At 71.0% G+C, this 14,786-nt stretch carries 15 protein-coding genes; 5 read left to right on the top strand and 10 right to left on the bottom strand.

Annotated features, from left to right (window positions below):
• Positions 1-111 precede the first annotated feature (111 nt).
• Both AB0B94_RS16990 and AB0B94_RS16985 read left to right on the top strand, forming a co-directional pair.
• Positions 112-903 (top strand): EI24 domain-containing protein, encoded by a 792-nt coding sequence (locus tag AB0B94_RS16990; RefSeq protein ID WP_357279759.1) that lies wholly within the window; start codon positions 112-114, stop codon positions 901-903.
• A gap of 1 nt (position 904) precedes the next feature.
• Positions 905-1,420, top strand: coding sequence for an O-acetyl-ADP-ribose deacetylase (locus tag AB0B94_RS16985; protein ID WP_357279754.1), 516 nt, complete (start codon positions 905-907; stop codon positions 1,418-1,420).
• Between the two features lie 255 nt (positions 1,421-1,675).
• On the opposite strand, the gene AB0B94_RS16980 is transcribed toward AB0B94_RS16985, so the two are convergent.
• The 8 genes from AB0B94_RS16980 to AB0B94_RS16945 form a co-directional block, all read right to left on the bottom strand.
• Entirely contained in the window at positions 1,676-2,572 is an 897-nt protein-coding gene (locus AB0B94_RS16980) for a GNAT family N-acetyltransferase (RefSeq protein ID WP_357279750.1), read from the bottom strand.
• Position 2,573: 1 nt separating this feature from the next.
• The gene (locus tag AB0B94_RS16975) at positions 2,574-2,807 is read right to left on the bottom strand and encodes a hypothetical protein (RefSeq protein WP_357279744.1); all 234 of its coding nucleotides are present in this window, start codon (positions 2,805-2,807) and stop codon (positions 2,574-2,576) included.
• Between the two features lie 110 nt (positions 2,808-2,917).
• Positions 2,918-3,925, bottom strand: a complete 1,008-nt coding sequence (locus AB0B94_RS16970; RefSeq protein WP_355578337.1) for a LacI family DNA-binding transcriptional regulator — start codon at positions 3,923-3,925, stop codon at positions 2,918-2,920.
• Between the two features lie 18 nt (positions 3,926-3,943).
• Complete coding sequence (locus tag AB0B94_RS16965; protein WP_357279738.1) at positions 3,944-5,356, bottom strand: GH1 family beta-glucosidase; 1,413 nt, start codon at positions 5,354-5,356, stop codon at positions 3,944-3,946.
• Positions 5,353-6,186, bottom strand: coding sequence for a carbohydrate ABC transporter permease (locus AB0B94_RS16960; protein ID WP_357279731.1), 834 nt, complete (start codon positions 6,184-6,186; stop codon positions 5,353-5,355). Before AB0B94_RS16960 ends, AB0B94_RS16965 begins: the two co-directional genes overlap by 4 nt.
• Positions 6,183-7,163 (bottom strand): sugar ABC transporter permease, encoded by a 981-nt coding sequence (locus AB0B94_RS16955; RefSeq protein ID WP_357279725.1) that lies wholly within the window; start codon positions 7,161-7,163, stop codon positions 6,183-6,185. The genes AB0B94_RS16960 and AB0B94_RS16955 overlap by 4 nt, the downstream gene beginning before the upstream one ends.
• A 73-nt stretch (positions 7,164-7,236) precedes the next feature.
• Positions 7,237-8,541, bottom strand: coding sequence for an extracellular solute-binding protein (locus AB0B94_RS16950; RefSeq protein ID WP_357279720.1), 1,305 nt, complete (start codon positions 8,539-8,541; stop codon positions 7,237-7,239).
• A gap of 226 nt (positions 8,542-8,767) precedes the next feature.
• Positions 8,768-9,526: a maleylpyruvate isomerase family mycothiol-dependent enzyme gene (locus AB0B94_RS16945; protein WP_357279716.1), complete on the bottom strand. Its 759-nt coding sequence runs from the start codon at positions 9,524-9,526 to the stop codon at positions 8,768-8,770.
• 69 nt (positions 9,527-9,595) lie between these two features.
• Here AB0B94_RS16945 and AB0B94_RS16940 point away from each other — a divergent pair, with 69 nt between their 5' ends.
• Entirely contained in the window at positions 9,596-10,678 is a 1,083-nt protein-coding gene (locus AB0B94_RS16940; RefSeq protein WP_357279711.1) for a UDP-N-acetylmuramate dehydrogenase, read from the top strand.
• Positions 10,679-10,825: 147 nt separating this feature from the next.
• On the opposite strand, the gene AB0B94_RS16935 is transcribed toward AB0B94_RS16940, so the two are convergent.
• Positions 10,826-11,614 (bottom strand): class I SAM-dependent methyltransferase, encoded by a 789-nt coding sequence (locus AB0B94_RS16935; protein WP_357279707.1) that lies wholly within the window; start codon positions 11,612-11,614, stop codon positions 10,826-10,828.
• Positions 11,615-11,676: 62 nt separating this feature from the next.
• A complete protein-coding gene (locus AB0B94_RS16930; RefSeq protein WP_357279703.1) occupies positions 11,677-12,438 on the bottom strand; it encodes an SDR family oxidoreductase in 762 nt (253 codons plus the stop codon).
• A gap of 205 nt (positions 12,439-12,643) precedes the next feature.
• Here AB0B94_RS16930 and mshA point away from each other — a divergent pair, with 205 nt between their 5' ends.
• Entirely contained in the window at positions 12,644-14,008 is a 1,365-nt protein-coding gene (gene mshA, locus AB0B94_RS16925) for a D-inositol-3-phosphate glycosyltransferase (RefSeq protein WP_357279696.1), read from the top strand.
• Between the two features lie 58 nt (positions 14,009-14,066).
• Positions 14,067-14,582 carry a YbjN domain-containing protein gene (locus AB0B94_RS16920; protein ID WP_112605262.1) on the top strand — a complete coding sequence of 172 codons (516 nt, stop codon included), beginning with the start codon at positions 14,067-14,069 and terminating at the stop codon, positions 14,580-14,582.
• Positions 14,583-14,786: the final 204 nt, after the last annotated feature.

Below are 14,786 nucleotides of genomic sequence, written 5' to 3'. Positions count from 1 at the left end.
GGCGTTCGCGGTGGATCGCCGCTGTCCGTCAACAGGTTGATGTGTACGTGGTGAGTCGCTGCTAGCGCTCCGGCCGGCGGATCCGATCACGGCTGGTTAGGCTGCTCGATCGTGGATGCCAGCAGAATCGCCAGCCCGGTGACCGGGGTCGTCGGACGCTTCCTCGCCGGGGCGGGGCTGCTCCTGCGCGGGTTGGGCCTCTACGTCCGCAGCCCGGGGCTGATGCTGCTCGGCATCGTGCCGGCGCTGATCTCCGGCGTGCTGTTCCTGGCCGCGCTCGCCACGCTGGTGTACTTCGTGGACGACCTCGCCGCGCTTGTCACCCCGTTCGCCGACGACTGGTCGAGCACCGGCCGCAGCCTGGTCCGGGTGATCGCCGGGTTGGCCTTCCTGGGGCTCGGTGGCCTGCTCGGCGTGCTCACCTTCACCGCTGTCACCCTGGTCATCGGCGACCCGTTCTACGAGAAGATCTCCGAGCAGGTCGAGCAGCGCTACGGCGGCACGCCGGGCGCTGTGGAGGTGCCCTTCTGGTCGTCGCTGCGCCGCAGCCTCGCCGACTCGGTACGCCTGGTGGCGCTCACGGCGTTGGTCGGCATCCCGCTCTTCGTCGCCGGCTTCATCCCGGTGGTCGGCCAGACGGTCGTCCCGGTCATCGGGGCGGCCGTGGGTGGCTGGTTCCTCGCCGTGGAGCTGGTGGGTGCACCGTTCTACCGACGGGGGATGCGGTTGCCGCAGCGCCGGACGATCCTGAAGACCGACCGACCCACGGCGCTCGGCTTCGGCGTGGCCGTCTTCCTCTGCTTCCTGATCCCGCTCGGCGCGGTGCTGATCATGCCGGCCGCCGTCGCCGGGGCCACGTTGCTGGCCCGCCGCTCGATGGGCCAGCCGATCGAGGAGAGCTGACATGGAGATCACCCTGGTCGAGGGGGACATCACCACCCAGCGGGTGGACGCCATAGTGAACGCCGCGAACTCGTCACTGCTCGGCGGTGGTGGGGTCGACGGCGCCATCCACCGGCGCGGTGGGCCCGCCATCCTGGCCGAGTGTCGGGCGCTGCGGGCGTCCCGCTACGGCAGGGGCCTGCCCACCGGTCAGGCGGTGGCGACCACGGCCGGGGAGCTGCCGGCCCGCTGGGTGATCCACACCGTCGGGCCGGTCTGGTCAGCCAGCGAGGACCGGTCGGCGCTGCTGCGCGACTGCTACGCCAACAGCCTGCGGGTGGCCGACGAGGTGGGCGCTGGCACTGTGGCCTTTCCGTTGATCTCCGCCGGCATCTACGGCTGGCCGGTCGACGACGCTGTCGGTCAGGCGCTGGCGGTGCTGCGCTCGGCCACCCCGGCCACCGTCACCGAGGCCCGCCTGGTGCTCTTCGGCGCCGACACCCACGCCACCGCCCGCCGGGTCTTCGAGGCAGGCTGACCGGCCCCGTCCCCCGCTTCTGCCTCGATCAGGTGATGAAAAGTAGGTTCCAGGGGCCACATTGACCTACTTCTCATCACGTGATCGAGGTAGATGGGTGGGTCGCGAGCGTGAGGGGAGTCGACTCAGTGCCCTCGGCCGCACCTGTCGATGCGCCCGGCGTGGCAAACGCCCTCTCGGGTGGCTGTCCCTGACCCGCCGATCAGGTCGGGCCGGTCGCCAGGTCTGAACGGGTCCCTCAAGGATGCCTGCTGATCAGGTCAGGTCGGCCAGGCAGGTCCACTGGGATGCCACCGGTCGGTAGCCCAGTCGAGTGTTGATCGCGAGCATCGGCCCGTTCTCCTCGTCGTTCGAGGCGTACGCGACGCGCACGCCGTTCGCGGCGGCCCGGTGCAACGCCGCGGTCTTGGTGAGCCGGGCGAGGCCCCGCCGCCGGTAGGCCGGGATGGTGCCGGTGAAGTCCGACCACATCCGGTCCCCGTCCCGCTTCACCAGGCTGAAGGCGGCCAACTCACCATCGATCTCGGCTGCGGTGCTGGCCGTCTTGTCCAAGCCGAGGTTGTCCCACACGTCGTACGTCCAGCTCTCGTAGCTGATCGAGTCCACCGGCGCGTCGCCCGGCTCGTCGGCCGCCGCGGCCACGTCCGCCGCGTACAGCAGGTGCGGGTCCAGGTCGGAGATCGGCAGCAGCCGTACGTTCGGGGGCACCTCGGGTAGCGCGGGCACCGGATCGAGGGCGAGCGCCGAGTAACGCACCTCGCGGCTGGGCTCGTAGCCGTGCCGACGGGCGAAGGGCAGCGCGTCCGGCTGCGCCATGGCGCGCACCTTGCGGATTCCCAGTGGCCTGAGGTGGTCGGTCGCGGCGGTCAGCAGGGCGGTGCCGATGCCGCGCCGTCGGTGCTCCGGATGTACGTGCAGCAACGAGATGTCGCCGAAGTTCGGTGTGGAGGTCCAGCCGGCACACTCTGCCGACACCCAGCCGACCACCTCGGCGTCGACCTCGGCCACCAAGGCCGTCCACCCCTCCTCGGGCGGCGGTTCGGCGATCATCTTCCGGGTCGACTCGACCCCGCGCACCAGATACGGGAAGACCGCCGCGCGCATTGCCACCACGGCCGGGGCATCGTCAGGTCGCGCCACACGAATACGCATGTCAGGCCCTCATCCGTACGGCCGCGACGGCCGCTACCTCGACCAGTTGGTCGGGGTAGCCGCGCACGGTCACCCCGAGCGGGGTGCTGGGCGCGACAGTGCGCCCCTCGGCGTCCAGCGGGCACGCCCCAGCGGTGAACACCGACCGGGCAGGTGCGTCGACGGTGGCCGCATACGCGGACTTCGCGGCGTCGGAGAGGGCGGGGAGATGCAGCAGCGAGGCAGGATCCGGCATGTCGGCGAGGCTAACCATGATCCCCGGCCGGAGCGACGCAATAACCGCGCGCCCGTCCGCCCGCGGCGGCGCGGACCGGGCGGCACCGCGCGGCGGGCGCGGTTCGCGGGTCAGGCGGAGGCGCGTCGGATCAGCTCGGTGGGCAGCATGATCGCCTGCTCGATGGTCTCCCCGGCGGCCAGCCGGAGCAGTTGGCGGGTCATCCGGCGGCCGAGTTCCACGATCGGCTGGCGGACGGTGGTCAGCGGCGGCTCGGTGTAGGCGGCGGTCTCGATGTCGTCGAAGCCGACCACCGCCACGTCGTCGGGCACCCGCCGACCGGCCTCGCGCAGCGTCCGCAGAGCGGCGTGCGCCATCAGGTCGGAGGCGGCGAAGACGCCGTCGAGGTCGGGATGCTCGGCGAGCAGGCGGCGCATCGCCGCCGACCCGGATTCCCGGGTGAAGTCACCGATGGCGATCAGCTCGGGCAGCCCCGCGTCGGCGACAGTGCTGCGGTAACCGCTGAGCCGTTCGATCCCGGCGACCATGTCCTGTGGCCCGGCGATTGTCGCGATCCGTCGACGACCGCTGTCGATCATGTGTCGGACGGCCGCTGTCACCCCGGCCACGTGGTCGACGTCGACGTACGGGACGGGCACGTCGCCGAGCGGCCGGCCGCTGACCACCACCGGAATGCCGAGTCGGGCCAGCGTGCCGGGCAGCGGGTCGGCACCGTGCAGCGACGCGAAGAGCACGCCGTCGACGTGCCGGCCGGTGGTGTACCGCTCGACCCGGTGGTGCCCGGCCGGTGAGCCGGCGAGCATCAGCACCAGTTGCTTGTCGGCCGCCTCCAACTCCTGGCTGACGCCCCGGATGATGCCGGGGAAGACCTGGTCGTCGGAGAAGACCCGGGTGGCCGCCTCCGGCATGACCAGGGCGATCGAGTCGGTGCGCTGGGTGACCAGGCTGCGGGCCGCCAGGTTGGGGACGTACCCCAACTCGGCGACCGCCCGGGTGACCGCCTCGCGGATCGGTTCGGCGACGGTGGTGGAGCCGTTCACCACCCGGGAAACGGTGGCGCGGGACACCCCGGCCCGCGCTGCCACCGCTTCGAGCGTCGGCCGCTGCGCCGTCGTCATCGCGCTCTCCCCCGCTCGTCACAGCCCGTTCCGGGAGATCACCTCCTGGTACCACCGGGCGCTGGCCTTCGGTGTGCGCCGCTGGGTCAGGTAGTCGACGTGCACGATCCCGAACCGCTTGCGGTAACCCTCCGCCCACTCGAAGTTGTCCAGGAATGACCATACGAGATAACCGCGCAGGTCCACGCCCCGGGAGATCGCCTCGTGCGCCGCGCGGAGGTGCCCGTCGAGGTAGGCGATGCGATCGGCGTCGATCACCTGCGTCGGGCCGTCGGGCGAGTCGGCGCCGGGCTTGTCGGGGAACGCCGCACCGTTCTCGGTGATCAGCAGCGGCACACCGGGATAGTCGGCGGCGATCCGCTCCAGCAGCCGGGTGAGCCCGGCCGGTTCGATCATCCAACCCATGTCGGTGAGCGGCCCGGCCGGCGGCAAGAAGTGCACAGCGCCCTCGGTGCCCGGATACGCGCCGTTGCCGGCGCCGTCGGGCCGACCGGCCACGTAACTCGGGGCGTAGTAGTTGATGCCGAGCAGGTCGATCGGGGCGGCGATCACCTTCTCGTCGCCGTCGCGGATGAACGTCGGCTCGACGATCCGGGCCACGTGCTCCCGGACGTCGTCCGGGTAGCCGCCGGCCAGCAGCGGATCGAGGAAGATCCGGTTGTGCAGACCGTCGACCAGGCGCACCGCGGCGGCGTCGGCAGCGCTGTGCGGGTCGGCCGGGCGTACGTCGGCCGGGTTGACAGTGACGCCCACGCTGCGCGCGCCGGCCGCCCGCAACGCCCGCGCCGCCAGGCCGTGCCCCAACAGCAGATGGTGTACGGCGGTGAAGGCCGCGGCCGGATCCTGCTCACCCGGAGCGTGCAGGCCGTTGGCGTAACCCAGGTAGGCCGAGCACCACGGCTCGTTGAGCGTGGTCCACACGTCGATGCGGTCGCCGAGGCGGGCGTACACCGCTGTGGCGTAGGTGGCGAAGTGCTCGGCGGTGTCCCGGTTGGTCCAGCCACCCCGGTCGCCGAGGGCCTGCGGCAGGTCCCAGTGGTAGAGGGTGACGATCGGATCGATTCCCCGATCGAGCAGCGTGTCGGTGAGCCGGTCGTAGAAGTCCAGCCCACGGGGGTTGGCGGGGCCGGTGCCGTCGGGCTGGATCCGCGGCCAGGCGACGGAGAACCGGTACGCCCGCAGGCCCAGCTCGGCCATCAGCGCCACGTCGTCGGCGTACCGGTGGTAGTGGTCGCAGGCGACGTCGCCGGTGTGGCCCTGGTACACCTTGCCCGGCGTACGGCTGAAGGTGTCCCAGATGGACGGTCCGCGACCGTCGTCGCGGGCCGCACCCTCGATCTGGTACGCGGCGGTGGCCGCCCCCCAGAGGAAGTGTTCGGGAAACCGGATCTCGTTGCTGGACCGGTTGGTTGGCTCGCTCCGCTCGTTCACGCCTTGACCGCACCTTCCATGATTCCGCCGATGATCTGCCGGCCGAACAACACGAAGACCAGTAGCAGGGGCAGCGTCGCGATGGCCGTTCCGGTGAACACCTGCGACATGTCCTGGTAGTACCCGTCCGACAGCGCTCGTAGGGACAGCTGCACCGTCGGATTCGCCGGATCGTTCAGCACAGCGTACGGCCAGAGGAAGTCGTTCCAGGTGGTCATGAAGGTGAGCAGGCCGAGGACGGCGGCGGCGGGACGCAGCGCGGGCAGCACCACGTGCCACCAGGTCCGGGCGGTGCCACAACCGTCCATCCGGGCGGCCTCGATCAGCTCGTCACTGACCGCCTGGCCGGCGTACTGCCGCATCATGAACACCCCGAACCCGGTGACCAGCACCGGGACGATGACCGCGGGCAGCCGGTCGTTCCACTGCAGCTTGGTCATGAGCAGATAGAGCGGGATCACGCCGAGCTGGGTCGGCACCATCATGGTCGCGATGATCACCAGCAGCATCGCGTTGCGGCCACGGAACCTGAGCTTGGCGAAGGCGAACCCGGCCAGGCTGGAGAAGAACACCACGGACACGGTGACCGTGGTGGCCACGATCGCCGAGTTGATCAGACCGGTCAGGAAGTACGCGTCGGGGTTGTCGAACAGCCGGGCGATGTTGGCGCCCAGGTTGCCGCCGGGCGTGACCGGGGGTGGCAGCTGGCCCATCGCGTCGTTGCTGCGGCTGGCGACGACGAACATCCACCAGATCGGAAAGACCGACAGGCCGGCGGCGACGACCAGGGCCAGGTAGGTGAGCGGGCTGGCCCGCCAGAGTCGGCTCAACGTGCCGCTCCCTTCTGCGGTCGGTCCCCGCCGATGCGGCGCAGGAGCAGCACGTTGACGGCCGCGACGATCGCGATGAGCGCGAAGAGCAGCCAGGCCACCGCCGAGCCGTATCCGAAGTTGTAGTGCGGGGCGAAGGCGTTCTCGAACATGTACATGGTCAGCGTCTGCGACTCGCGCAGCGGTCCGCCGCGGATCGGGTTGGTGCCGGAGTTGAACATCCGGGGCTCGGTGAAGAGTTGCAGGCCGCCGATGGTGGCGATGATGGTGCAGAAGATGATCGTCGGCTTGAGCAGCGGCACGGTGACCGACCAGAACTGCCGGGCCCGACCGGCGCCGTCGATCGCCGCGGCCTCGTACAGGTCGCGGGGGATGGCCTGCATCGCGGCCAGCAGGATCAGCGCGTTGTAGCCGGTCCACCGCCAGTCGACCATCGCGGAGATGGCCACCCAGGAGGCGAACCGGTTGGACTTCCAGCCGATGGCGTCCACCCCGACCAGGTCGAGCAGCCAGTTGATCATCCCGAACTCGCGGCCGAAGAGCACCCCAAAGACGATCGCCACCGCGGCCGTGGAGGTCACGTTGGGGACGAGCACCGCCATCCGCCAGCCGGTGCGGGCGCGCAGGCCCCGGTTGAGAAGGTTGGCCAGCCAGAGCGCGGCGAGCAGTTGCGGCACCGTGGAGATCACGAAGATGCCCAGCGTGTTCACCAGCGCGTGCCAGAAGTCCGCGTCGGCCAGCAGCCGGGTGTAGTTCTCCGCCCCGACGAACGGGTGGTCGGCTCCGAGCAGGTCCCAGTCGTGCAGCGAGACCCAGAAGGTGTACGCCAGCGGGTACGCCCCGAAGATGCCGAAGATCAGGAAGAACGGGGCGACGTAGAGGTACGGCGAGTACCGGGTGTCGAGCCGGCTGAGCCGGCCTGGCGAACGCTGGGGCGGCGGTACCACCGGCGGGCGGGCGTCGAGCTGGACGGTCATGCCCGGGAACTCCTTTCCGCACTGCGGGCGGAACTCCGGTCGTCGGAGCCCGCCCGCACGCACGCTGGTTGGGCTACTTGGCGGCGGCCTTCTTCGCGTTGGTCACCGCGTCGGTCCAGCCCTGCGCGGGGCTGCGCTGACCCAGTTCCACGGTCCGTACGGCGTTCTCCACCTCGGTCCGTACGGCCTGGTTCTTCGGGCCCATGTAGACCGGCTTCAGGCTCTTCGCGCCGGTGCCGAAGATGGCGCCGACCGGTGCTCCCGAGAAGTACGCGTTGGTCGCGCCGGTGATCGCCGGGTCGTCGAGCGCCTGCGGCGAGGAGGGCAGCGGGCCCTTGGCCTTGAACGCCCCGATCTGCCCCTTGGCGCTGGTCAGGAACTTGGCCAGCTTGATCGCCTCGGCCTGGTGCTTGCTCTGCTTGGGCACGGCGAGGTGCGACCCACCCCAGTTGCCGCCGTTGCCGGGCACCCGGGCGATGTCCCACTTGCCCTGGGCGTCAGTGCCGGCGTTGGCCTCGATGACGCCGGTCATCCAGGCGGGGCAGGCGATGGTGGCGAACTTCGACTGCTTGAAGGCGGAGACCCACTCCTCCGACCAGGAGCCGTACTTGCCGGAGAGGCCCGAGTCGATGATGTCCATTGTGGTGTCCCACGCCTGCCGCACCGACGGGTTGCTGTCCACCACCAGGTTGCCGCTGGTGTCGTAGTAGCTGTAGCCGGTGGTGTTGCCGGCGGTCTGCAACAGGATGGTGTTGAAGGTGTTCGTCGCCCCGTCGAGGAAGGACGCGCCGGTCTTCGCCGCGGTGAACCGCTCGCCGGTGGCGATGTAGTCCGGCCAGGTGGGCCAGAGCTTGGAGACCGCCTCCCGCTCGGTGGGCAGGCCGGCCTTCTGGAAGAGGTCCTTGCGGTAGCAGATGGCGATCCCGCCGACGTCGGTGCCGAGGCCGATGAGCTGCTTGCCGTCGGCGGTCAGACCGGCGTTCCACTTCCACTCCAGGAAGTTGCCCTTGAGGTCGGCGGCGCCGTGGTCCAGCAGGTTGACGAAGTTGGCCGGATTGGCCTTGTACTCGACGAGCAGGCCCTCCTCGATGGCCACCACGTCACCGGCGCCCCGGCCGGCGGCGAGCCACTGGGTGAGCTTCGGCGAGTACTCGTCGAGGTTGGTGCCGGTGCCGCGCTCGACGACCTTCACGCCGGGGTTCGCGGTCATGTACTCCTGGTAGAGCTGCTCGTAGCCGAACTGGCCGAAGACGTCGACGGTCAGGGTGACCGGTCCGTCGCCCGGCTCGTCACCGCCGCCGCAGCCAGCGGTGACGAGCAGGGCGGTGGCGGCGACGAGGGCCACTGCGGCGAGGCGGCGGCGCGGGAAGACAGCCATTGGTTATCGACCTCTCTCAAGGCGGGCGGGTGATGGCAGATGGCTAAGAGAGCGCTCTCACGACACTGTGGTGGGTCGCCAACGCACTGTCAAGAGAGCGCTCTCTCGACGTTGCGTTCCCGTGATGAACGCTCGTCGGGACGACGTCGCCCGGTAGGCGGGGTGCCCCGACATCGACGAGGGCGCCACCCCCGCCGGGGTGACGCCCTCGTTGGTTGTCGGTCGGTCAGCCGGTGCGCAGACCCTCCAACAGGGTGCGGTCACCGACGACGTCGAGCGTCTCGAAGCTCACCCGCCCCCAGAGCGCCAGCAGCAGGTCGCTAGCGGTGCCGCTGACCTGGGCGCGGGCGTGGTGATCGTCGTGGTCGAAGATGGTCGCGGTGTCGAGCAGCGCCACCCCCTCGCCGCGCAACCGCAGATACCACTCCTGGGCCGCGTCGGTCGCGCCGAGCTGCACGACCCCGTGCCAGGTACCCGGAACCTGCCGCCGGCCCGCCGGCAGCCAGGTGTCCAGCACCTCACTCACCCCGTCGGCCGCGAGCTTCGCCTCCACCGGGTCGCCAGCCGCGATGGCGAGCTGGGCGTCCCAGCGGTGCACAGCCGTCTCGTGCGCCATCCGACGCGGCCAGAAGCCGGCCTTCTTCGGCTGCGGAGCCCAGTTCCAGGCCGGTGCCTCGGGGTCGAGCCCATCGAAGACGGCCATCACCCGTTCGTAACCCTGCTGCCACAACTGGAGCGCGTTCACGCCCGGGTCAGCCTCGATCTTCTCCCGCCGAGGCGGCTGGCCGGTCTGGCCGGAACCGGCGAACGACGAAACCCAGTGGTAGAGGCCGGCCATGTGCAGTGTGAGGTCGTTGACCGTCCAGCCCGGACAGGACAGCACCGGTGTCTCCGGCGGCGCCTCGGCCACCGCTGCCGCGAAAGCCGGACCCTCCGTCCGGAGCGCCCCGATCCAGAAATCCTTGCTGCCCTGCAGTCTGCTCATCGCCATCCTCCCGGGGGTGCCGGGCGACCAGTGGGTGCCACGGCTACTTGTCAGCCTAAGGTGAAGGGCGTGCCAGACGCCTCCGCCCAGCCGACAACCGACGCCGATCGTGCCATCCCCGGTCCACTCGCCGGCTACACCACCCTCCGAACGGGTGGGCCGGCTGAGCGGATCGTGGCCGCCGGCAGTGCCGACGAGCTCGTCCACGCGGTACGCGCCGCGGCGCAGCCGGTCCTGATCCTGGCCGGGGGCAGCAACGTGGTGATCGGCGACGCCGGCTTCCCCGGCACCGTCGTGCTGGTGCGCTCCCGTGGCATGCGGGTCATCGCCGAGGACGCCACCTCGGTCACCGTACGGGTCGACGCCGGCGAGCCCTGGGACGACCTGGTCGCCGCCACTGTCGCCAACGGCTGGGCCGGGCTCGAATGCCTGTCCGGCATCCCCGGCTCGACCGGTGCCACCCCGATCCAGAACGTCGGCGCGTACGGCCAGGAGGTCGCCGAGACGATCACCGGCGTCGAGGTGTACGACCGGGTCGAGGGCACCCGTCAGGTCATCCCCGCAGCCGAGTGCGGCTTCGCCTACCGGGGCAGCATCTTCAAGTACATGGACCGCTGGGTGGTGCTCTCGGTCGACTTCCGACTCGCCAGGTCCCCGCTCTCCGGGCCGGTGCGCTACGCGGAGCTGGCCCGAGCCCTCGATGTCGAGGTGGGCGAGCAGGTGCCGCTGGCCGACGCCCGAGCGGTGGTGCTGCGGCTGCGGGCGGGCAAGGGGATGGTGCTCGACGCCAACGACCCGGACACTCGCTCGGTCGGCTCCTTCTTCACCAACCCGGTGCTCGACCGCGCGACGTACGAACAGCTCCTGGAACGCTCCGCCGAGCTGGGCGACCCGCCCGCCTGGCCCGGGGCGGACGGCCTGGTCAAGGTGAGCGCCGCCTGGCTGATCGACAAGGCCGGCTTCGCCAAGGGCCACCCCGGCGAGGGCGGAGTGGCCATCTCCAGCAAGCACACACTGGCCCTGACCAACCGCAGCGGCACCGCCCACACCGCTGATCTGCTCGCGTTGGCCGCCACCATCCGCGACCAGGTCCACGCCCGCTTCGGCGTAACCCTGCACCCCGAACCAGTCCTCATCAACTGCACCCTCTAACCCCCACCCCACCCCACCCCTGCCCCCACCCCTGCCCCCGCGATCTTGCAGTTTCTGCGGGGACATAACGGCCACAACAGGGGCGAATCAACGACCGAAAGTGCAAGATCGGCGTGGGGGGTGTGGTGGGCGTGGGGGTGGGGTGGGTTAGGGGAGGGGCCAGGGGAGGGTTAGTTCGCCCTGGCGCCAGCGGGTGGGGTTGCCGAGGATGGGCCAGCCCGTTTCGCGGAGGCGGGTCACCGCGTGCAGCCAGCGTTGACGGGGGCCGAAGGTGGCGTACGGGGCGGCGGCCTGCCAGGCGTCGTCCAGGGCGCGGATCAGCCCGTGCACCGGCTCACCGGGAACGTTGCGGTGGATCAGCGCCTTGGGCAGTCGCTCGGCCAGTTCGGCGGGGCTGCCCAGCGTGGTGAGTTTCGCGGCCAGGGTCAGCGTCTGCGGGCCGTCGGCGTCGATCAGCAGCCAACTGGCGAGTCGCCCCAACTCGTCACACGTGCCCTCGACGAGCACTCCGCCGGGGGCGAGCGCGGCGGTCATCGTCTGCCAGGCCTCGGCCACCTCGCTCTCGTCGTACTGTCGCAGCACGTTGAACGCGCGGACCAGCACCGGCCGGAGCCCGGCCAACTCGAACCCACCCCTGGCGAACGTCAGCCCGGGTGGGTCGGCGGCCGGCGCCGCGGCGGCCACCCGGGCGGCGTCGATCTCCAACCCGACCAGCCGTACGTCCGGACGGACCCCGGCGGCCAGTCGAGCGCGCAACTCCACAGCGGTCACCGGGGTGGCGCCGTAGCCGAGGTCGACCACCAGCGGGTCGTCCGCCGCCAACAGCCGCTCGGCGCAGGTGGCGACGATCCAGTTGTCCACCCGACGGAGCCGGTTCGGGTTCGTCGTGCCGCGCGTGACCACGCCGAACGGCCGCCGCCGCGCCGCAGGGCTCATGTCGACCTCCGGGCCAATCTCCGTTCGTGACTGCGCGGTTCGGAAACCCGGCTCACCCCTCGCTAGACCCGGTGCACCTTGTGCTGGGCGGCCTGGGCCCGGGGCCGGACCACCAGCCTGTCGATGTTGACGTGCTCGGGACGGGTGGCGCACCAGGCGATGCAGTCGGCGACGTCCTCGGCGACCAGTGGCCCCGGCACTCCGGCGTAGACGGCGGCTGCCCGTTCCGCGTCGCCCTCGAAGCGGACCAGCCCGAACTCGTCGGTCTTCACCATGCCCGGGTCGATCTCGATGACTCGCAGCGGCCGGCCACACAGCTCCAGGCGGAGCGTGCCGGCGATGGCGGTCTGCGCGTGCTTCGCGGCGGTGTAGCCGCCCCCGCCCTCGTACACCGTCAGGCCGGCAGTGGAGGAGACCACCACGATGGTGCCGGAGCCGGAGGCTTCCAGCGCCGGCAGCAGCGCCTGGGTGACCCGCAGGGTGCCGAGCACGTTCACGTCGTACATCCACTGCCAGTCGGCGACCGAGCCGGACTCCACCGGGTCCAGCCCGCGCGCTCCGCCGGCATTGTTGACCAGGAGCGTGACCGGCCCGGGTGCCTGGGCGGCGGCTTCGGCGAGCCGGGCCACCGAGTCGTCCGAGGTGATGTCGCAGGTCACGGCGGTGGCCTGCCCGCCGGCGGCGGTGATCTCGGCGACCAGGTCGGTGAGCCGTTCGGCGCGGCGGGCGGCGGCGAGCACGTGGAAACCCTCGGCGGCGAGCCGGCGGGCGGTGGCCGCGCCGATCCCGCTGGACGCTCCGGTGACGATGGCGACTGAGGTCATCAGGCCATTCTCACAGCGGGCGTCCGACCCGCCCCGACCGGGCGTACGGCGGCCATCGGCGGGCGTTCGGTGATGAGGTCCGTCACGCCGGGGGGCCGCGCCGGGGAATTTCCGACGCCCGATGGGGAAGATGACATCCGGCGTACAGGTTGACCGAGAAGCGCCGGTCGTGCGAGACGGCATCAACCGTGAAGAAGGAGCGGATGTGGCGGATATGCACACCGGTGTCGGGCGTCAGCGAGGTGCCCAGCCGTGGCCCCGGCCTCGCCGCATCGCCACCCTGTCGGTACACACCAGCCCCCTGCACCAGCCCGGCACCGGTGATGCCGGCGGAATGAACGTCTACATCCTCGAAGTGGCTCGGCGTCTCGCCGAGGCCAACGTGGAGGTGGAGATCTTCACCCGGGCCACCTCCGGTGACCTTCCCCCGGTGGTCGAGATGGCGCCCGGGGTGCAGGTTCGACACATCACCTCCGGCCCCCTCGAGGGCCTCACCAAGGAGGAGCTGCCCGGTCAGCTCTGCGCCTTCACAGCGGGGGTGCTGCGCGCGGAGGCGTCCCGTCCGCCCGGCCACTACGACCTGATCCACTCCCACTACTGGCTCTCCGGCCAGGTCGGCTGGCTGGCCAAGGAGCGCTGGGGGGTGCCGCTGGTGCACACCGCGCACACCCTGGCGAAGGTCAAGAACGCCCAGCTCGCGGCCGGGGACCGGCCGGAGCCCAAGGCCCGGGTCATCGGCGAGGAACAGGTGGTCGCCGAGGCGGACCGGTTGGTCGCCAACACCCGGTTCGAGGCCAGCGACCTGCTCGACCGGTACGACGCCGATCCGACCCGGGTGTCCGTCGTGCAGCCGGGTGTCGACCTGGTCCGGTTCCGGCCCGCGCCGGGCGACAGGTCCGCGGCGGCCCGCCAGACCCGTCGCCGGCTGGGGCTTCCAGTCGACGGGTACGTGGTTGCCTTCGTCGGTCGGATCCAGCCGCTCAAGGCCCCCGACGTGCTGATCCGCGCGATCGCCGCGCTGCGTGAGCGCGATCCGGCGCTGGCCGATCAGGTGACGGTGGTGATCTGCGGCGGGCCCAGCGGCAGTGGGCTGGATCGGCCGACCGCCCTGATCGAGTTGGCCGCCAAGCTCGGGGTCAGCGACGGGGTGCGGTTCCTGCCGCCGCTCACCGGGGACGACCTTCCGGCCCTGTTCCGGGCGGCGGACCTGGTCGCGGTGCCGTCGCACAACGAATCGTTCGGGCTGGTCGCCCTGGAGGCGCAGGCCTGCGGTACGCCGGTGCTGGCCGCTGCCGTCGGAGGGCTGGTCACCGCCGTCCGGGACCAGGTCAGTGGGGTGCTGATCGACGGTCACGACCCGGTCGACTGGGCCCGTGCGATGGCTGACCTGCTGCCGAACCGGGCGCTGCGCTCGGTGCTGGCCCGAGGTGCCGAGCAGCACGCAAGGCACTTCTCCTGGGACCGTACGGTCGCCGGTCTGCTCGGGGTCTACGGCGAGGCGATCGCCGGGCACCGTGCCCGGCTCGCGGCCGACCTGGCGGGTGACCCGGCCCTCTCCTGTTCCTGGTGACCCGGGGCAGCCCGTCGTCACCCGGTGCACGAGCCGGGTCGGTCGTAGAGTGGGTCCGGTGAGCCCGAAGAGCGATCTTGCGACCCTGATCGAGTCGGTCTGTGCCGAGCGGGACCTGGCCTGGGAGTCGACCGGCCCCGGCTCGTACGCGGTGACGCTGCCGGGCACCCACAAGCTCAAGACGATCTGCAACCTGATCGTCGGCGAGCACGCGCTGCGGATCGAAGCGTTCGTGATGCGTCAGCCGGACGAGCGTCGCGAGGAGCTGTGGGCCTGGCTGTTGCAGCGCAACGCCCGGATGTACGGGGTCTCCTTCTCCACCGACGCGGTCGGCGACGTGTACCTGACCGGTCGGGTCAACCCGGCCGGCGTGGACGCCGACGAGTTGGATCGACTGTTCGGCGCGGTGCTCACGTACGCCGACGAGTCGTTCGACACGATGCTGGAGATCGGCTTCGGCAGTTCGATTCGGCGGGAGTACGAGTGGCGGGTGAAGCGGGGCGAGTCGACAGCCAACCTGGCCGCCTTCGCCCACCTCTTCGAGCCGTCCGGCGCCGGCCCCGACCCGACCTGATCCCGGGCCCGCGCGCCGGCACCCGGTGCCCCGCGCCCGCCGGAAGATCGTGCTCGAACCAGGAAGTAGTGGTGTCGCCGACGCGGCGATGCCACTCGATCCTGGATCCAGCACGACCATGGCGAGTTGACTGTGGTTCGGAGTGCTCCTGACGGGTATGCCGCACCGCGCGGTGCGGCAAGGGACCCCCGCGCGCCGATGACG

It is taken from the genome of Micromonospora sp. NPDC048986 (assembly GCF_040649335.1).
Classification (GTDB): domain Bacteria; phylum Actinomycetota; class Actinomycetes; order Mycobacteriales; family Micromonosporaceae; genus Micromonospora; species Micromonospora alfalfae.
Note: the sequence above shows the minus strand (reverse complement) of the source record. Positions and strands in the feature narration are given on the sequence as shown.